The sequence below is a fragment of the Pseudomonas sp. 3MA1 genome, assembly GCF_029237275.1.
Classification (GTDB): domain Bacteria; phylum Pseudomonadota; class Gammaproteobacteria; order Pseudomonadales; family Pseudomonadaceae; genus Aquipseudomonas; species Aquipseudomonas fluorescens_AP.
In genome coordinates, this window is sequence record NZ_JAACFX010000008.1 from 18,432 (window position 1) to 36,891 (window position 18,460).

The 18,460-nt window shown below is 62.4% G+C and carries 19 protein-coding genes; 13 read left to right on the forward strand and 6 right to left on the reverse strand.

What is annotated here, in order from left to right; genetic code table 11:
* The first annotated feature begins 38 nt into the window (after positions 1-38).
* The 4 genes from acs (at position 39) to GWQ44_RS20780 (ending at position 7,152) form a co-directional block, all read left to right on the forward strand.
* Positions 39-1,976, forward strand: a complete 1,938-nt coding sequence (gene acs, locus GWQ44_RS20765) for an acetate--CoA ligase (protein WP_275928190.1) — start codon at positions 39-41, stop codon at positions 1,974-1,976.
* Between the two features lie 51 nt (positions 1,977-2,027).
* The gene (locus GWQ44_RS20770; RefSeq protein ID WP_016968168.1) at positions 2,028-2,894 is read left to right on the forward strand and encodes an oxygenase MpaB family protein; all 867 of its coding nucleotides are present in this window, start codon (positions 2,028-2,030) and stop codon (positions 2,892-2,894) included.
* A gap of 217 nt (positions 2,895-3,111) precedes the next feature.
* The gene (locus GWQ44_RS20775; RefSeq protein WP_103741797.1) at positions 3,112-4,128 is read left to right on the forward strand and encodes a class I SAM-dependent methyltransferase; all 1,017 of its coding nucleotides are present in this window, start codon (positions 3,112-3,114) and stop codon (positions 4,126-4,128) included.
* A 105-nt stretch (positions 4,129-4,233) separates the two neighbouring features.
* Positions 4,234-7,152, forward strand: coding sequence for a DUF748 domain-containing protein (locus tag GWQ44_RS20780; RefSeq protein WP_275928191.1), 2,919 nt, complete (start codon positions 4,234-4,236; stop codon positions 7,150-7,152).
* Between the two features lie 188 nt (positions 7,153-7,340).
* On the opposite strand, the gene GWQ44_RS20785 is transcribed toward GWQ44_RS20780, so the two are convergent.
* Both GWQ44_RS20785 and GWQ44_RS20790 read right to left on the reverse strand, forming a co-directional pair.
* On the reverse strand, positions 7,341-7,697 hold the full coding sequence (locus GWQ44_RS20785) for a BON domain-containing protein (protein WP_016968166.1): 357 nt from the start codon (positions 7,695-7,697) through the stop codon (positions 7,341-7,343).
* A gap of 241 nt (positions 7,698-7,938) precedes the next feature.
* Positions 7,939-8,355 carry a pilin gene (locus tag GWQ44_RS20790; protein WP_275928192.1) on the reverse strand — a complete coding sequence of 139 codons (417 nt, stop codon included), beginning with the start codon at positions 8,353-8,355 and terminating at the stop codon, positions 7,939-7,941.
* 322 nt (positions 8,356-8,677) lie between these two features.
* Here GWQ44_RS20790 and GWQ44_RS20795 point away from each other — a divergent pair, with 322 nt between their 5' ends.
* From GWQ44_RS20795 to yacG, 4 genes are read left to right on the forward strand one after another with little or no spacing between them, the layout of a single operon-like run.
* Entirely contained in the window at positions 8,678-9,895 is a 1,218-nt protein-coding gene (locus GWQ44_RS20795; RefSeq protein WP_275928193.1) for a type II secretion system F family protein, read from the forward strand.
* A 2-nt stretch (positions 9,896-9,897) separates the two neighbouring features.
* A complete protein-coding gene (locus tag GWQ44_RS20800) occupies positions 9,898-10,770 on the forward strand; it encodes an A24 family peptidase (protein ID WP_275928194.1) in 873 nt (290 codons plus the stop codon).
* Entirely contained in the window at positions 10,767-11,390 is a 624-nt protein-coding gene (gene coaE, locus GWQ44_RS20805) for a dephospho-CoA kinase (RefSeq protein ID WP_275928195.1), read from the forward strand. The genes GWQ44_RS20800 and coaE overlap by 4 nt, the downstream gene beginning before the upstream one ends.
* Positions 11,387-11,590, forward strand: coding sequence for a DNA gyrase inhibitor YacG (yacG, locus tag GWQ44_RS20810; protein ID WP_016968162.1), 204 nt, complete (start codon positions 11,387-11,389; stop codon positions 11,588-11,590). The genes coaE and yacG overlap by 4 nt, the downstream gene beginning before the upstream one ends.
* Positions 11,591-11,609: 19 nt before the next feature.
* On the opposite strand, the gene GWQ44_RS20815 is transcribed toward yacG, so the two are convergent.
* The 3 genes from GWQ44_RS20815 to GWQ44_RS20825 all read right to left on the reverse strand — a co-directional run bounded on the left by GWQ44_RS20815 (position 11,610) and on the right by GWQ44_RS20825 (position 13,042).
* Positions 11,610-11,825 (reverse strand): hypothetical protein, encoded by a 216-nt coding sequence (locus GWQ44_RS20815; protein ID WP_016968161.1) that lies wholly within the window; start codon positions 11,823-11,825, stop codon positions 11,610-11,612.
* Positions 11,826-11,888: 63 nt separating this feature from the next.
* Positions 11,889-12,578: an energy-coupling factor ABC transporter permease gene (locus tag GWQ44_RS20820; protein ID WP_275928196.1), complete on the reverse strand. Its 690-nt coding sequence runs from the start codon at positions 12,576-12,578 to the stop codon at positions 11,889-11,891.
* A complete protein-coding gene (locus GWQ44_RS20825) occupies positions 12,575-13,042 on the reverse strand; it encodes a hypothetical protein (protein ID WP_042942156.1) in 468 nt (155 codons plus the stop codon). Before GWQ44_RS20825 ends, GWQ44_RS20820 begins: the two co-directional genes overlap by 4 nt.
* 145 nt (positions 13,043-13,187) lie before the next feature.
* Here GWQ44_RS20825 and GWQ44_RS20830 point away from each other — a divergent pair, with 145 nt between their 5' ends.
* The 4 genes from GWQ44_RS20830 to GWQ44_RS20845 all read left to right on the forward strand — a co-directional run bounded on the left by GWQ44_RS20830 (position 13,188) and on the right by GWQ44_RS20845 (position 16,986).
* The gene (locus GWQ44_RS20830) at positions 13,188-13,817 is read left to right on the forward strand and encodes a DUF1780 domain-containing protein (protein ID WP_275928197.1); all 630 of its coding nucleotides are present in this window, start codon (positions 13,188-13,190) and stop codon (positions 13,815-13,817) included.
* 188 nt (positions 13,818-14,005) lie between these two features.
* Positions 14,006-14,179, forward strand: a complete 174-nt coding sequence (locus tag GWQ44_RS20835; RefSeq protein WP_016968158.1) for a DUF3094 family protein — start codon at positions 14,006-14,008, stop codon at positions 14,177-14,179.
* Positions 14,180-14,239: 60 nt separating this feature from the next.
* Positions 14,240-15,538, forward strand: coding sequence for an NAD(P)/FAD-dependent oxidoreductase (locus GWQ44_RS20840; RefSeq protein ID WP_016968157.1), 1,299 nt, complete (start codon positions 14,240-14,242; stop codon positions 15,536-15,538).
* A 236-nt stretch (positions 15,539-15,774) separates the two neighbouring features.
* Positions 15,775-16,986, forward strand: a complete 1,212-nt coding sequence (locus GWQ44_RS20845) for a M24 family metallopeptidase (protein ID WP_275928198.1) — start codon at positions 15,775-15,777, stop codon at positions 16,984-16,986.
* Between the two features lie 333 nt (positions 16,987-17,319).
* Here GWQ44_RS20845 and GWQ44_RS20850 read toward each other — a convergent pair whose 3' ends face one another.
* Positions 17,320-17,949 carry a response regulator transcription factor gene (locus GWQ44_RS20850; RefSeq protein ID WP_016967365.1) on the reverse strand — a complete coding sequence of 210 codons (630 nt, stop codon included), beginning with the start codon at positions 17,947-17,949 and terminating at the stop codon, positions 17,320-17,322.
* 330 nt (positions 17,950-18,279) lie between these two features.
* On the opposite strand from GWQ44_RS20850, the gene GWQ44_RS20855 reads away from it, so the two are divergent.
* Positions 18,280-18,402 carry a hypothetical protein gene (locus GWQ44_RS20855; protein ID WP_275928199.1) on the forward strand — a complete coding sequence of 41 codons (123 nt, stop codon included), beginning with the start codon at positions 18,280-18,282 and terminating at the stop codon, positions 18,400-18,402.
* Positions 18,403-18,460: the final 58 nt, after the last annotated feature.

Sequence of the window (18,460 nt, forward strand, 5' to 3'; positions counted from 1 at the left end):
CCTTATGACTTGTCGCAAAACAAGAATAAGGAACCGTCATGTTCGATATCAGCACTTTTCCCAAAGCCGATGCCGTCCGCCGGGCGGCACAAATGAGTCAGGACGACTACCAGCACCTCTACCGTCAATCCATAGAGCAGCCGGACCAGTTCTGGGCCGAGCAGGCCAAGCGCTTCCTGCACTGGAGCAGCCCGTGGGACAGCGTGCACAGCCATGACATGCGCACCGGCGAAGCCAGCTGGTTCAGCGGCGGCCAGCTCAACGTCAGCTACAACTGCATCGATCGTCATCTGGAAAAACGCGGCGATCAGGCAGCCATCATCTGGGAAGGCGATAACCCCGCCGACTCGCAACGCATCACCTACAAAGAACTTCACGGGCATGTCTGCCGCCTGGCCAACGTGCTGAAAAGCCGCGGCGTGAAGAAAGGCGACCGGGTGTGCATCTACATGCCGATGATTCCCGAAGTGGCCTACGCCATGCTCGCCTGCACCCGCATCGGCGCCGTGCATTCGGTGGTGTTCGGCGGCTTCTCCCCGGAGGCTCTGCGCGACCGGATTCTCAACGCCGACTGCCGCACGGTGATCACCGCCGATGAAGGCGTGCGCGGCGGCAAATTGATCCCGCTGAAGAACAACGTCGACAAGGCCCTGCTCAGTTGCCCCGATGTCAGCAGCGTGCTGGTGGTCGAACGGACCGGCAGCGCGGTGAACTGGGTAGAAGGCCGCGACATTCACTACCAGCAGGCCATGGCCGCGGCCAGCGACCAGTGCGCGCCTGAGCCGATGGACGCCGAAGACCCGCTGTTCATCCTCTACACCTCGGGCAGCACCGGCAAACCCAAGGGCGTGCTGCACACCACGGGCGGCTATCTGCTGCAGGCGGCCATGACCTTCAAATACGTGCTGGACTACCGCGACGGCGAGGTTTTCTGGTGCACCGCCGACGTCGGCTGGGTCACCGGCCACAGCTATATTCTCTATGGCCCTCTGGCCAACGGCGCGACCACGCTGATCTTCGAAGGCGTGCCCAACTACCCGAGCACCTCGCGCTTCTGGGAAGTGGTGGACAAGCACCAGGTGAACATCTTCTACACCGCGCCTACTGCCTTGCGGGCTCTGATGCGCGAAGGCAGCGACCCGGTGCAGTGCACTTCCCGCAGTAGCCTGCGGCTCCTGGGCAGCGTCGGCGAGCCGATCAACCCGGAAGCCTGGGAGTGGTACTTCAATGTCGTGGGCGAGCAGCGCTGCCCGATTGTCGATACCTGGTGGCAGACCGAAACCGGCGGCATCATGCTCAGCCCCCTGGTCAGCGCCCGGCAGGTCAAACCCGGCTGTGCCTCGACCCCGATGTTCGGCGTGCAACCGGTGCTGCTGGACGACCAGGGCAAGGAGATCCAGGGCGTCGGTAGCGGCATCCTGGCGATCAAGGCCAGCTGGCCGGCACAGATCCGCGGCGTCTACGGCGATCCCAAGCGCATGGTCGAAACCTACTTCGCGCCTTACCCCGGCTACTACTTCACCGGCGACGGTGCCCGGCGCGACGAGGACGGCAGCTACTGGATCACCGGACGCATCGACGACGTGATCAACGTCTCCGGGCACCGCATCGGCACCGCCGAAGTGGAAAGCGCCCTGGTGCTCCACGACAGCATCGCCGAGGCCGCCGTGGTCGGTTACCCCCACGACCTCAAGGGCCAGGGAATCTATGCCTTCGTCACGCCCATGCAGGGTGTCGAACCCAGCGAGGAATTGAAGAAGGAGCTGCTGGGCCTGGTCAGCCGCGAGATCGGCAGCTTTGCCAAGCCGGAGCTGATCCAGTGGGCCCCGGCCCTGCCGAAAACTCGCTCGGGCAAGATCATGCGGCGTATCCTGCGCAAGATCGCCTGCAACGAGCTGGACACCCTGGGCGACACTTCGACCCTGGCCGACCCCAGCGTGGTGCAAGGCCTGATCGACAAGCGCCTGAACGCTTGACACCGGCGCGGCCCCGGCCGCGCCTTTTTTCACTCTCCACACCGAGCTGTCATGGAATTCATTCGCAGCCGTATCGAAAGCCAGGTCATGAGCCTGTCCGGCCTCTCGCTGGGCCAACTCGATCTGGAAAACCCCAAGGGCGATCCCGGTCTGTTCGGGCCGGAATCGGTCAGTTGGCAGGTCCACGCCGACTTCAGCAGCATGCTGATCGGCGGCATCAGCGCCCTGCTGCTGCAAGCCCTGCATCCCCTGGCCCTGGCCGGTGTCTGGGACCACTCCAATTTCCGCCAGGACATGATCGGTCGCTTGCGCCGCACCGGGCAGTTCATTTCCGGCACTACCTTCGGCTCCCGTCAGGACGCCGAGTGGCTGATCGACAAAGTGCGCCGCATTCATTTGCACATCGTCGGCACCGCTCCGGATGGCCGCCCTTACGCCGCCAGCGATCCGGATCTGCTGACCTGGGTGCATGTGGCGGAAGTCAGCAGTTTTCTCGCCGCTCACCTGCGCTACCTCAACCCTCGCCTGTCTGGGGCCGACCAGGATCGCTATTACGACGAGATCGCCCTGATCGCCGAGCGCCTCGGGGCCCGGGACGTACCGCGCTCGCGGCGGGCAGTCGCCGACTACCTGCAAGCCATGCGTCCACAGCTGCTGTGCGACGAGCGCAGCCGCGAAGTGCTGCGTCTGCTCCAGGCCGCTCCCGCCCCCAGCCGACTGGCCAAGCCCTTTGGCGCACTGATGATGCAGGCGGGTATCGACCTGTTGCCGGACTGGGCCAGCGTCATGCTCAAGGTCAATCAGACGCCACTGCAGCGCCAGTTGATTCGCGCCAGTGTCAAACGCAGTACGCCGATGCTGCGCTGGGCGGTACGCGACAGTTCGGTACACCGGGCAAAACGGCGCATGGGCCTGTAAAAACACCACTGCTCAAACACAACCCGATGGGCCGGTTTGCGATTGGTCGGTCCCCGGGTTTGTGCGCGGCAGGCTGGCGCAGGAGTTGGCTTGCCAGCGAGCTGGCTTCTAGGCCGCAGGTGTCCGTGAGATCGCTTTTGCCGGCAAGCCGGCTCCTCCAGCAGGCGGGACGCTGGTAGACTGCGGCGCCTTACTCCTCTCCTCCAAGGCGCCCTGCATGTCTTCCTTGAATCAGGCGCTGCGCGCCGCCCTCGCTCACCGCCAGGAACTGCTCGCCGAATTGCATCAGCAAGGCACCGACTGCTACCGCCTGTTCCATGGCAGCCAGGAAGGCGCGGCGGGCCTGGCCATCGACCGCTACGGTCCGCAACTGCTGGTGCAAAGCTTTCACCAGACGCTGGAACGCGACGACCTGCTGCAATTGCACGACACCATCAATCAGCAGCTGAACCTGTCGACCCTGCTGGTCTACAACGACCGCTCCCGAGGCAATTCGCGCATCGATCGCGAAGACAGCGTGTACCGCGCCGAAGAGCCAGCCCTGGAGGACCTGATCGGACACGAGTGGGGGCTCAAGTACCGGGTCCGTGGTCGCCATGCCGGGCAAGACCCGTTGCTGTTTCTCGATCTGCGCAACGCCCGCGGTTGGGTCAAGCAGCACAGCGCCGGAAAGAGCGTGCTCAATCTGTTTGCCTATACCTGCGGCGTCGGCCTCAGTGCCGCCGCCGGTGGTGCCCGGGAGGTGTGCAACCTGGACTTCGCCGAAGGCAACCTGGCGGTCGGTCGGGAGAACGGCCAGCTCAACCCGCACCTGCCCGGCATGCAGTTCGTACAGTCGGACTACTTCCCGGCGATCCGCCAGTTGGCAGGCCTGCCCATCACTCAGCGACGCGGGCAGAAACTGCCCAGCTACCCACGCCTTGAGCAACGCCAATACGACCTGGTGCTGCTGGACCCGCCGGCCTGGGCCAAGAGTGCGTTCGGCACCGTCGACCTGCTGCGCGACTACCAGAGCCTGCTGAAGCCGGCGCTTTTGGCCACGGCCGAAGACGGCGTGTTGATCTGCTGTAACAACCTGGCCAAGGTGCCAATGCCGCAATGGCGCGAACAAGTGTTGCGCTGTGCCGAAAAAGCCGGGCGCCCGGTGCGCGATTGCCAGGTCCTGACACCGGCCGCGGACTTCCCTTCCCATGACGGCCAGCCGCCGTTGAAAACCCTGATCCTGCAACTTTGATCGAGCGCAGCAAATCTGAATATTCCTGAAGACCGGAGTGGTTTCGGAACCGTAAACGCGTGCCATACTCCAAGGCACTTCCGATTCAGATAGATGAAGCCTCGCATGACCAAAGGATTGATTCGCGCTCTTTGCGCCTTGTTGACCGCTCTCGCCCTTTACAGTCTGCTGGGCTTTCTGATTCTGCCGGGCATTGCCTTGCGGGTGGCCAATCAGCAATTGGCCAATTACGCCACGACCCCGGCCCATATCCAACGCATCGAACTCAACCCCTTCAGCCTGGAGCTGACCGTCTGGGGCCTGAACATCGGGGAGCCGGGCAAGGAGCAGGTGGCCTTCGAACGCCTCTACGCCAACCTGCAACTGGACAGTCTGTGGACCCGCGCACTGCATCTGGCGGATGTCGAACTGGACCAGCCCAAGACCGAAATCCTCTTCGACAAGGACGGCAAGCTCAACCTTCTGGCGCTGTTCAAACTGCCCGCCAGCGAGCCGACCCCGAGCGATCCCAACGCCAAACCCTTTCCGCTGCGCATCGAGCGCATCAAGCTGGCCGGCGGCTACCTGCACTTTCGGGACCTGCGCCCCAGCGAGCCCATCGAGTTCATCTACAACAAGCTCGATTTCGAACTGAAGAACCTCAGCACCCTGCCGGACGACAGCGCCGACATGACCCTGGTGGCCACCGGCCCCGAAGGCGGACAGATCGACTGGAGCGGCAACTTCAGCGTCATCCCGCTGACCTCCGAAGGCACCTTGAAAGTCAGCGACGGCAAGATGAAAGCCTGGTGGCCCTACGTGCGCGATGCACTGCCACTTGTACTGGAAGACGGCGTGGTCAACCTCAGTACTCACTACAAGTTCAGCCTGGCCAAGGAAACCGAGCTGCTGCTAGACAACATCTCCATCAGCGTCGCGCCCTTCGCCATCAAGGCGCCGGACGGTCGCCCTCTGGCGCGACTGGAGCGTCTGGACGTCAGCGAAACCACCGTGGATCTGGCCAAGCAGCAGGTGATCGTCGGCAAGATTCGCAGCCAGAAGCTGGAAACCTGGGCCGCCCTTGAAGCCGATGGCCAGCTCGACTGGCAGAAACTGTTTGCCAGCCAACCCGCCAAGCCGGCCCCCAAGCCACAACCGGCCGCCGCCGACTCCCCCAAGGCGCCTGCCACACCCAGCAAGCCCTGGCAGGTGCTGCTCAAGGACGTGGAGCTGCGCAATTACCAGGTGCACCTGGCCGACCGCAAGGCCAAGCCGGCCGTGGCCCTGGATGTGGGCCCGCTGAACCTCGACCTGAAGAACTTCGACAGCCTCAACCAGTCGCCTTTCACCCTCAAGCTCGATACCGGCCTGGGCAAGCAAGGCAAGGTCAGCGCCAGTGGCGAGGTCAATCTCAACCCCATCACCGCCAAGCTCAAGGTGCAGACCAAGGACATCGACCTGCGGGTCGCCCAGTCCTACATCAGCCCCTTCATTCGCCTGGAACTGCGCAGCGGCATGCTCGGCAGCGACCTGGCCGTGGACCTGAAGAAGGTCGAGCCGCTGGCTTTCAGCATCACCGGCCGCGCCGAAGTGGATCAGTTGCACACCCTGGACACCCTCAAGACCCGCGACTTCGTCAAGTGGAAGCAAGTGGTGGTCGAAGGCCTGAACTATCAGCACGGTGACAGCCTGAGCATCAGCCGGGTCAACCTGATGCAGCCCTATGCGCGCTTCATCATCAACGATGACCGCACCACCAATATCGACGACCTGCTGATTCCCCAACCGGCCGGCGGTGGCGCAAAGCCTTCGGGTAAATCCGCCCCCAGCTCCAGCAAGCCGCTGGGCATTCACATTGGTGAAATCGCCATCAACGATGGTTCGGCCAACTTCGCCGACCTGAGCCTGACCCCGAACTTCGCCACCGCAGTCCAGCAACTCAACGGGCACGTCGGCACCATCGACAGCCGCCAGGCCAAGCCGGCGGAAGTCGACGTCAAGGGCAAGGTCGACCGTTACGCGCCGGTAACCATCAAGGGCAGCGTCAACCCGTTCGATCCAATGGCCGCCCTGGATATCGCCACCAGCTTCAAACGGGTGGAGTTGACCACCCTGACGCCCTACTCCGGCAAGTTCGCGGGTTTCCGCATTCGCAAGGGCCGGCTCAACCTCGACCTGCACTACATGATCACCAAGGGCCAGCTCAAGGCCGAGAACAAGCTGGTGGTCGAGCAATTGCAGTTAGGCGAGAAGGTCGACAGCCCGGATGCCGTGGACCTGCCGATCCGTCTGGCGGTGGCGTTGCTCAAAGACACCGACGGCAAGATCTCCATCGAATTGCCGATCTCCGGCGACTTGAACAACCCGCAGTTCAGCGTCATGCCGATCGTCTGGCAGACCTTGCGCAATCTGGTGCTGCGCGCGGCCGAAGCCCCCTTCAAGTTCATCGGCGGCCTGATCTCCGGCGGCGGCTCGGAAGACCTGAGCAACGTCGCCTTCGCCCCCGGTTCCAGCGAACTGAGCAAGGAGTCGGAATCGGCCCTGACCACCCTGGCCAAGGCCCTCAAGGAACGTCCGACCCTGCGCCTGGAAATCGAAGGCACCAGCGCCCAGAGCAGCGATGGGCCATTGATCGCCGAACAGCGTCTGGAGCGGGAATATCAGTACAACTACTACAAGATCCTCCAGCGGCGCGGCGACAAGGTTCCGGCCCAGGCGTCCCTGCTGCAGGTTCCCGAAGGCGAGAAGGCACCGTTGCTGGAAGGCATCTACCGTACCCGCCTGAAACAGCAGCCTCCGGCAGAATGGGCGCAGCTCAGCCGCGACGAACGCAGCGCCAAGCTGCGTGAAGGCCTGATCAAGTTCTGGAGCGGCAGCGACGTGTTGCTGCGCCAACTGGGCCAGGAACGGGCCAGCAGCATCAAGGACTTCCTGGTGGACAAGGGCCAGTTGGCCGACGACCGCGTGTACTTCATCGACGCCAACCTGGGCCAGGCCGAGAGCGACGGCAAGGTGGTCACGCCACTGCATCTGGACAGCGAATAAGCTTCGCCCCGCGACGCCATCGATTCCGCAACAAGACCCCACAATAGAACAGGCCCCGACACGCAGTGTCGGGGCCTGTAATGATCACATCCTTGTGATCTTCCGCATGAACCCATGAAAGAAGCGGCAGATGTGTCATTGGACGCGTCTACCGCTTCCTCTCCCTGTCCAGGCGAGAAGCTGGAGCCTTACTCGGCTTTCAGACCGTCAGCGGAAACCGCCTTGACGCCTTTGATTTTCTTGGTGATAGCCACGGCAGTGGCTTTCTGCGATTCGGTGATCGCCACAGTGGACGACAGCGACACTACGCCCTTGTTGGTTTCGACCTTGATGTCGGTGCCAGGAATGCCTTTCTCGGTAACCAGATCGCTTTTCACTTTGGTAGTGATCCAGGTGTCGGAGGTAGCCTCCTTGGCCTTGGTCACTTCACCGGCCGCCACAACCATGGGCGACTGGGTGCCTTGAGTAGTCTGCGCAAAAGCTGCGTTAGCCATGGTCAGGGTCAGAGCGGTAGCAGTTGCAGCAGCGATAGCAAACTTCTTCATACGAATAACTCCTGTTCTTTTAGAAAGCCTGCTCCGTGTCCTGGCAGCAGGGTTATCAGGGATATTGCAGGTGCTGTGCCAAGTCTAGACAACAAAATTATTACTTATAAAACAATGACTTATAGAAAAACCAAAAAATCGGCAGCATGCAAAATGCACGACCGCCCAACAATCTGCATGCAAGTTGCGGTTTTTCCCCGGGGCGATCCAAATGGCCAGCACCGAAACGCCAGGTCAGGCTTCAAGCGTCCTCTGCCTTGCAGCCCTTGGGCGCATAATCGGCCTCCACCGTGGTGCTGCAGGTCCATCCGGAAGCCGCCGAGCGGGTCAGCAATAGAGTCTTGTTCAGCACCGCTCCCGGAGCATTGAGGATGGTGCAACCAATGCTCCCCTCACCGGAGGCCGCCGTTCCACCGGCGCTTATCTGGCAGTTGGAGGTCTGGGCCGAGCCACCAATCAAGGCCAGAGTCGGATCGGCTCCCTGGTTCAGCAGGTCCTCGACATTCACCTTGAGCGCCGAGATCTCGGCCAACGCGGCAATCACCTTGGCCCGGGCCTGATACTGGCCGTACAGCGGCATCGCCACCATGGCGAGTACGCCGATGATGGCCACCACCACCAGTAATTCGATCAGGGTAAAAGCGGATTGATGTTTCATGGATTTGCCTCCTGGCAACAATGCTCTGTGGGTCGTCAGCAAAACCTGGAGCATTCCCTGTGCCAGGGTCCGGCCCCTGGGAATCCGTGGCCTGCAGAGGTGATAGCCCTTGGCCTTGAGCGCAAGAAGTCGCACAAACTGACAAATTTCGTCACCTCATGACCCTGTCCGGCAGGTGCCCGGCAGCTAGGCTTGAACAGGTGCGGCCGGCCCGAACGCCCCAACGGCGTTTGTGCCAAGGCCCCATCCGCGGTCGCGGATCATCGATCAGCCGTTCGATGGCGCTGGCGACCACGCTCCTCCCCTGCCCAAGGATCGCAGCATGGCGGTAAAAGCGCCCACGACCAGTGTCTATCTCTGGCACGGCATCGACGGCCAGGGCCAGGTGATGCGTGGCGAACTCAGCGCTGCCAACCCGGCACTGATCAGGGCCCGGTTGCGCAAGCAGGGCATAACCCCGACCCGGGTGCGCCGCAAGCCAAGGGCCTGGTCCCGACTGGGGCAACGGATCCGCGCCAGGGAGATCGCCCTGTTCACTCGCCAACTGGCCACATTGATGCAGGCGGGTGTGCCGCTGCTGCAGTCCTTCGACATCATCGCCGAAAGCTTTGAACAGCCGCTGATGCGCCAACTGCTGGCCAGCCTCAAGCGCGACATCGAGGGCGGGGCCAGCCTGGCGACCGCGCTGCGCCGGCATCCACGCCACTTTGATGCGCTGTACTGCAACCTGGTGGATGCCGGTGAGCAGGCCGGGGCCCTGGACACGCTGCTCGAGCGTGTCGCCACCCACAAGGAAAAGAGCGAAAACCTCAAGGCCCGGATACAACACGCCATGGTCTATCCGCTGGCGGTGATCGCAGTGGCCGTCATCGTCAGCAGCATCCTGTTGCTCAAGGTGGTTCCCCAGTTCCAGAGCCTGTTCGCCGGGTTCGACGCCGAGCTGCCGCCGCTCACTCAATGGGTGATCAACCTCTCGCACCTGCTCCAGCGCCACGGTGGACTCTTGCTCGTCGCCAGCCTGCTGGTGGGTGTCGGCCTGATCCAGGCCTATCGACGCTCGGCACGCCTGCGGGACAAGGTGGATGTGGGGCTGCTGCGCATGCCCCTGGCTGGCCCCCTGCTGCAAAAATCCGCCGTGGCCCGCTATGCCCGGACCCTGGCCACCACCTTCGCTGCCGGGGTGCCCCTGGTACAGGCTCTGGACTCGGTAGCCGGAACCAGCGGCAATCAGGTCTTCAAGCACGCGGTGGAGCGCATTCGCCAACAGGTGGCCAGCGGCATGCAACTGCACTTTGCCATGCGCGCCAGCGGCGTCTTCCCTGGCATGGCGGTGCAGATGACCGCCATCGGTGAAGAGTCCGGAACCCTGGAGCACTTGCTGGAAAAGGTCGCGACCCACTATGAAAGCGAGGTGGACCACCTGGTGGATAGCCTGACCCGCCTGATGGAACCGTTGATCATGGTGCTCCTGGGCAGTATCGTCGGCGCCCTGGTGGTGGCCATGTACCTGCCTGTCTTTCAACTCGGTACAGCGATCTGAACATGTCCTTGACTGAAGTCCTGACCCTCTACCCCCTGGCTTTCGTGTCGTTCGCCCTGATCCTGGGGCTGCTGGTCGGCAGCTTTCTCAATGTGCTGGTGTGGCGCCTGCCGAAGATGCTCGAGCGCGACTGGCGAGCCCAGGCCCGCGAAGTGCTGGGGCTGCCACCGGAGCCCGCGGGTGCGCCCTATAACCTGCTGCTGCCCCACTCCCAGTGCCCGCATTGCGCACAGCCAATCCGCCCCTGGGAAAACATTCCCCTGCTCAGTTATCTGTTTCTGCGCGGTCGTTGCCAGCATTGCAAGGCCGCCATCAGCCCGCGCTACCCGCTGACCGAGCTGGCCTGCGGGTTGATCTCGGCCTTCATTGCCTGGCACTTCGGTTTCGGCTGGCAGGCGGGCCTGCTGCTGATCCTCAGTTGGGGGTTGATCGCCATGAGCCTGATCGATGCCGATCACCAGTTGCTGCCCGATGTGCTGGTGTTGCCGTTGCTGTGGCTGGGACTGATCGCCAACAGCTTCGGGTTGCTGGTCAGCCTGGGCGATGCCCTGTGGGGGGCGGTGCTCGGCTACCTGAGCCTGTGGTCGGTGTTCTGGCTGTTCAAGCTGCTGACCGGCAAGGACGGCATGGGGCACGGCGACTTCAAGCTGCTGGCGATGCTGGGGGCCTGGGGCGGCTGGCAGGTGCTGCCGCTGACCCTGCTTCTCTCTTCACTGGTGGGCGCCATCCTCGGCACCCTCATGCTGCGCCTGAACCGGGCCAAAACCTCGACGCCGATCCCCTTTGGCCCCTTTCTGGCCATTGCCGGCTGGATTGCCTTGCTCTGGGGTGGTCAAATGACCGACTTCTATCTGCAGGCTGTCGGCTTCCAATGACTCGCTCCCCCAACACACCCTGGACCCTCGGCCTGACCGGCGGCATCGGCAGCGGCAAAAGCGCCGCCGCCCAGCATTTCATCGACCTGGGCGTGCACGTGATCGATGCCGATCACGCCGCGCGCTGGGTGGTGGAGCCCGGACGCCCAGCCCTGGAACAGATTGCCCGCCATTTTGGCCAGGGCGTGCTACAGGCCGATGGCCAGCTGGATCGCGCGGCGCTGCGCAAGTTGATCTTCGAGATTCCCGAACAGCGGCGCTGGCTGGAAGCACTGCTGCATCCGCTGATCGCCGAGGAGATCGTCAGCCATCTGGCCCGCGCCGAATCGCCCTATGCGATTCTGGTGTCGCCACTGCTGATCGAGTCAGGCCAGTCACGGATGACCCAGCGGATTCTGGTGATCGATGTGCCGCAATCATTGCAGATCGAACGCACCTTGCAGCGCGACCAGATCAGCGAACAGCAGGTCCGGGCGATTCTCCAGGCCCAGGCCAGCCGGGAGGAGCGTCTGCGTCACGCCGACGATGTGCTGGTCAACGACCGCGACCAGGCCTGGTTGCGCAGCGAAGTTGAGCGCCTGCATCACTTTTACCTAACTTTGCGTGGAGGCCAGTCATGAGCCAACCCCTGACCGTCGAATGCCCAACCTGTGGCGCCCCCGTGGAATGGACCCCAGCCAACACCCATCGGCCGTTCTGTTCCGACCGTTGCAAACTGATTGATCTGGGGGCCTGGGCCGCCGAGGAACACAAGATCCCGGTGAGCCCGGATGCCGAGGACGAGCTGTTCTCCGAAGAACTGCCGCCCCGCGCGCACTGAATGCTCAAACCGACGCCGGTCAGGGCCGCATGAAGCTGTAGTCCTGATCGTCGTCGAGGTTCTCCGCGAGGAACTGCAACTCGTCCGCCAGATCCTCGATGCTGCGCACGCTCTTGCTCTGCTGCACCACCGCGCTGAGCAGCGCCCGCAGGCTCAAGCCCGGTTCAAACCCTTCCTGCTGGGCGCTGTGCAGACTGTCGCGCACTTCCTGCCGGGCCCACTGATAGACACTCATGACCGCACTCCTGGGATTTTTGCCGAGCATGCAGCGGGGCCCCAGGCGTGGCGTTGATATGGATCAAGAGCGCGGATCCTCGTCTTTCCAGGGCGCCGAGAGGTAGCGGGTGCGATTGAAGGTTTCCAGCCATTCCGGGCAAAACACCACCAGGGCACTGATCACCATGCCGTTGATGAACGCCTCGGGAAAGATGATCAGCCACAGGTAACCGACGAAATCCTCCAGCCACTCGGGCATGGCGAAACGCTCGTCGAACCACAACAGGCCCAGCGCGCAGAGCAGGCACAGCAGCGCCGACAAGGCCGCGGCGAAGAAGCCCGAGCAGAAGATATAGACGAAGGGATTGCGCGGCTGGGCGCGCTCCACCAGCCAGGCACAGGCTTCGGTAACCGCCACCGGCAGCAGGATCAGCAAGACCCCATTGACCCCCAACGCCGCCAGATCCTGCCGGACCAGGGCCAGCAGCCCCAGTTGCGCGATCAAGCCCCCCACGATCGCCAGTGGCCAATCCAGCAGCAGGGTCACCGCGGTCATGCCGATGAAGTGATAGGACACGCCGGTGTCGAAGTCTCGACGCACCAGCCACAGCAGAAACAGGGCAAACACCGTACCGAACAGCAGATGCTGGCGGCGGCTGTCGGTGAACAGCTCGACCCACGGCGCCCGCAGCACCGCCCAGGCCAGCACCGGGACATACAGGAGCCAGCCGATGCTCAGGCTTTCCGGCGACAGCAGCGCCGCGCTGATCATGGCTGGACGTTCTCCAGCGCCGCCTGCAATTGCTCGACCGTGGCGAACTCTTGCCGGGACACCAGTTGGCCATCCTGCAATTGCAGCCACAGGACCTTGTCTTCGGCAGCGGGGTAACGCGAGGCCACACGCCCTTCCCGATCGAGCATCACCCGGTAGGGATAGTCACGCATGGCAGGCACCGCGAACATCTTGGCGATCAGCGCCGGCATGCGCTGGATATCCGCGACAAAGACCCCATGACGCGCCTGCAGATAATCCTTGGGCTTGTCCTTGAGCGCGCCGTTCACCACCTTGGCCGCATCCATGCTGCGAGCCACCAGCAGGATCCGCGCCTGTGAATCGAGGCTGTAGGCTTGATCGTATTGATCCAGCAAGGTCCAGGGAGCCACACGCTCACCGATTTCCAGGGCCTGAGCCCACAGAGGCAACAGGCTCAGCAACAGAATTGACCAGGGTTTCACTGCACGCTCCTAAATCGAGGGGGAGGACGGCGAACAGTCTACACCGCCCTCGACCGGGCTCCAGCAAGCGCGTCTGCGGACCCAGGCCAAGGTTTTTCCGAGAGCCTGCTGCTAAAGGTCATATTTGGGCGCTAAGCTTGAGCTCATGGATGACTCAGATTTTTTGCGCCTGCTTACCATCCAGGCCGAACAAGCCAACGCGTTTTTGTCCAATGCCCGCAAATGGGAGCGTGAGCGTTGGGTCTGCCAGCGCCTGCTGCAAGGCCTGAACATTCCCTATCGCAATGACGAATTCACCGCTGCCGGACAAGAGCCGCCCGATGTGTTGTTTCGCGATGCCAGCTTCGAGGTGTTCTTCGTCCTCGATGAGGGCCGCCGTCTCAACGACGAATGGCGCGACGAACTGCAGCGACGGCGCAGTGCGTTTTCCCTGAGCCAACTGGTGCGCCGCGAAGCCAAGCCCAAACGCATCCCGGCCAACGAACTGTTGCTGCGCCTGGGACCGACCCTGCGCAAGAAGGCCCACAACTACCAGGAACGCGGGATGAGCCTCGGCGAGCTGGACATCATCGCCTTCGCCGCCCTGAAACGTGAGGTGCTGGATCTGAACAGCCACTTCCCGCCGCCCACCGAATACCTGCGCCAGGGTTGGCGTTCACTGTCCCTGGTGGGGCCGACCTTTGCCCGGGTGCTGTTCGCCCATCCCGATGCACCGGAGTTCCTGCGCAGCAATCTGGGCCGCAGCATCCTCTTCGACGTCGGCATCAGTTTGTAAAGGCCGTCAATCCGCCATGCGTGGGCATGGCGCATGCCCCCCCGGCAATGGTAAAAAAGCCTCCTGCCTGCCAACGCCGGGACCTCGTCAGCGATCCCTGCACGGCAGCGGCTATGCTCGACTCATGCCCGATTGCATCGCGCTGTAACATTCCCTTGTGTTGCGACGTCTACCTGACGAGGCCCTATATGAGCAGCCGCCTGAACCCCGACGACCAACGCCATGTCGAAGAATATCTGCAACTGCCCCAGCACCAAGTCGAGCGCCGGCCCTTCCGGCCGTGGATGCTCCTTGTGGTGGTGGTTGCGGTGACTGTCGCCCTCGGCCTGTTGAGCCGTTTTATCAGTTACCTGACGCTATGAGCCGCTTCGCGCTCGCTCGGTTGACTGCACCGATTTCTTTTAGCCTTGCGAGATATCCCCATGACTCATCGTATTGTCATCGTTGGCGGCGGCGCCGGCGGCCTGGAGTTGGCGACCCGCCTGGGTAAGACCCTGGGCAAGCGCGGCACCGCCAGTGTGATGCTGGTAGACGCCAACCTGACCCATATCTGGAAACCCCTGCTGCACGAAGTGGCCGCCGGCTCGCTGAACTCCTCCGAAGACGAACTCAACTACGTCGCTCAAGCCAAATGGAACCACTTCGAGTTCCAGCTGGGGCGCATGAGCGGGCTCGATCGTCAACGCAAGAGAATCCAGCTGGCGGCGACCTATGACGAAGCCGGCGTGGAACTGCTGCCGGCCCGGGAACTGGGCTACGACACCCTGGTGATTGCAGTGGGCAGCACCACCAACGACTTCGGCACCCAGGGCGCGGCCCAGCACTGCCTGTTCCTCGACACCCGCAAGCAGGCCGAACGCTTCCACCAGCAGTTGCTCAACCACTACCTGCGCGCCCATGCCGGGCAGACCGATGCCGTGGAACAGATCAGCGTGGCCATCGTCGGCGCCGGAGCCACCGGCGTGGAATTGGCCGCCGAACTGCATAACGCGGCCCATGAGCTGGCGGCCTATGGCCTGGACCGTATCCAGCCGGAAAACATGCACATCACCCTGATCGAAGCCGGACCGCGGGTACTCCCGGCCCTGCCCGAGCGCATCAGCGGCCCGGTGCACAAGACCCTGGAGAAACTCGGGGTCAAGGTTCTGACCAATGCCGCGGTCAGCGAAGTGACCGCCGAGAGCCTGATCACAGCCGACGGCCAGACCATTCCCGCCAGCCTCAAGGTGTGGGCGGCCGGCATTCGCGCGCCAGGCTTTCTCAAGGACATCGACGGCCTGGAAACCAACCGCATCAATCAGCTCCAGGTCCTGCCCACCCTGCAGACCACCCGCGACGAAAACATCTTCGCCTTCGGTGACTGCGCCGCCTGCCCGCAACCTGGCAGCGACCGCAACGTGCCGCCCAGGGCCCAGGCCGCGCACCAGCAAGCGTCGTTGCTGGCCAAATCACTGAAACTGCGCATCGAAGGCAAGGCCCTGCCGACCTACAAGTACACCGATTACGGCTCGCTGATCTCGCTGTCACGCTTCTCGGCGGTGGGCAACCTGATGGGCAACCTCACCGGCAGCGTGATGCTCGAAGGCTGGCTGGCGCGGATGTTCTACATCTCGCTGTACCGCATGCACCAGATGGCGCTGTATGGCGTCTTCCGCACGGCGATGCTGATGCTCGGCAGCCGGATCGGACGGGGCACCGACCCACGCTTGAAGCTGCACTGAGTCCCTGAGTATCCATGCGCTCCGCTACGCAATGTAGCGGGGTGCCAGCATTCGCTGCTGCGCGTTCATATAGATAGCGCCCAGGCCAGGGGCCGCCTTCGCTGATAACAGCGCTTGCAGCCAACCCGGGGTCGGTACTGCACATGCCCGCTCCTGCGCGATCTGCTGCAATGCAGTGTCCCGGCCCACCCGAGTGTGGTGCTACGCATCGTTCATAGCAGACCAGGACCCATGCCATGCAGATGCCCCAGACGCTTGAGTTGCGCAATGGCGAAAAAGCCCCCTCCACCTTCTCTGCCGAGGAATACGCCCGGCGCCTGCCTGCCCTGCGCAGTCACATGGCCCGCGAGGGCCTGGACGGGGCGCTGTTCACCTCGTACCACAACATCAACTACTACGCCGATTACCTGTATTGCTCCTTCGGCCGTCAGTACGCCCTGGCGGTGACCCAGGAACGCACGGTGCTGATCAGCGCCAACATCGACGGCGGTCAGCCCGGTCGACGGGCGATCTGTGACGCACAAGTGATCTACACCGACTGGCAACGGGGCAACTTCCTCGTCGCGGTCAAGCAGGCCCTGCCCCGAGCGTCGCGACTGGGGCTGGAGTTCGATCAATTGAGCCTGCCCCAGTACCGGGCCCTGGCCGAGCTTTATCCACAGGCGCAATTGCTGGACATCGCCGGGCCGTGCATGAACCTGCGCATGCTCAAGTCCGCCGAGGAACAAGCGCTGATCCGCCAGGGCGCGCGTATTGCCGACCTGGGCGCCGCCGCCGCGATCGAGGCGCTGCACGATCAGGTGGCGGAATACGAAGTGGCGCTGCACGCCACCCAGGCCATGGTGCGGGAAATCGCCCGCACCTTCCCCGCCGCCGAATTGATGGACACCTGGACCTGGTTCCAATCCGGAATCAACACCGACGGCGCTCACAACCCGGTGACGTCGCGCCGGGTCAGGCCGGGGGAAATCCTCAGCCTCAATTGCTTCCCGATGATCGCCGGCTACTACACCGCGCTGGAGCGCACGCTGTTCCTCGGACACTGTCCCGACGCCCATCTGCGGCTCTGGGAAATCAACGTCAAGGTGCACCAGGCCGGGTTGCAACTGATCCGGCCCGGAGCCCGCTGCAGCGAGATTGCCCGGCAGCTGAACCAGATCTACCAGGAGCACGACCTTCTGCAATATCGCACCTTCGGCTACGGCCACTCGTTCGGCATCCTCAACCACTACTACGGTCGGGAGACCGGCCTGGAGTTTCGCGAGGATGTGGACACCGTGCTGGAGCCGGACATGGTGGTGTCGATGGAGCCGATGATCCGGCTGCCCCAGGGCCTGCCTGGCGCAGGCGGCTATCGGGAGCATGACATCCTGATCGTCAATGCCCAGGGAGCGGAAAACATCACCGCGCTGCCCTTTGGGCCACAGCACAACATCATCGGCGCTTGAGCCAGCGCTCCTGCCGTCCGGATCACCGTCATTGGCCGGATGTGCAATGCCCCCAGGAAAAAAGCCGTCGCGCGTACAAGCTCCACTGACCTGCCCGCCAGGGCATGACTGCACGAGCGACAGCCACAAGAACCCTCTCGAACGCCAGCAACTATCAGTGGCCCATGCAAGATGGGCCACGAAGTTCGCTAGAACACGCGGTAAAACATCTGGAGAACGGTTCCGGCACATCTGCAGTGATGCACTTAGAGCGCAGTAGCCTGTCGCCCAACGTCAAGGATCGAGATTGAGACAAGCGAATAAAAAAACCAAAGATGACTGGCCACATTCAACTCAGGGAATCAACGCATTGCGTTTGGCAAACTCCGCCAGACTGACTTGTGAACCCAAGCCCAACTTCTGCAATAAACGGGTTTTGTAAGTACTCACGGTCTTGTTGCTCAAGAACAGTTTTTCACCAATGGCCTTGTTCGAATAACCCTGGGCCAGATACTGCAGCACGATCATTTCCCGGTCGGTCAACAAACCTATCTGTTCGCTCTCGGACTGTTGTTCCGCGGTGGGAGTGGATACATCCAGTGCCTGGGACGGGTAAAAGGTGTAGCCGGCCAGCACCGCATTAATGGCCACCACCAGATTACCCAGGTCCTCTTCCTTGTTGACGAATCCCCGAGCCCCGAGCTGAATGCAACGCCTGCAGAAGCTCTCGACAGGCTGCGAAGTCAACACCAGCACTTCGGTGGACATGCCCAGCGCCTTGATCCGTGACAGCACCTTGAGGCCGTCCAGCTTGGGAATACCGATATCGAGGATCACCACCGCCGGTTCATGTTCACGAACCAGTTCCAGCGCATCCAGTCCATTGTCTGTTTCGGCCACCACCCGCATGTTGTTTTTTTCCAGCAAGACCTTAACGGCGAGCCGGACAACAGGATGATCGTCAACTATCAATACGCTGTGCATGTTGTCACTTCACCTTAAAAACCTGGCCTCAGGGCAGGACGTGTCGCTCGGAAGATAAACGCAATCGCACCTCGATCAGGTGCAACTTTGGTACTTGTATAAACACTGTTGCCATGGGGACATCGCCTGCGCAACGTCCTGTTGACTCCCGGGAAATTTCAGATTCCCGGCAAATAAAGGACGATACAAGAGGTTAATCACTTCTCACAAAGGAATCAGACAGTCTGATTTTTCACTAGGAAATTTCCCAGTAATCACAGGGTTTTGCCTTATGGCCCCCGCTCCAGGTTATTAAGCAAGATGGTCGACAAGTAATGACGCGAGCCGGCCATGCAACACTTGAACGCCCTGGTTCTGGAAGATGAACCGCTGCAACGCCTGGTCACCGTGACGCCGCTGAAAAAAGTGTTGTCGGGGCAAGTGCTCAAGGCCCTGGAATTTTGCAGCCGCTAGCCCCGCACGACAGCCGTTCAAGGTGGCGCCCCATGGCCCTGTTTCAACAACCGTCCGC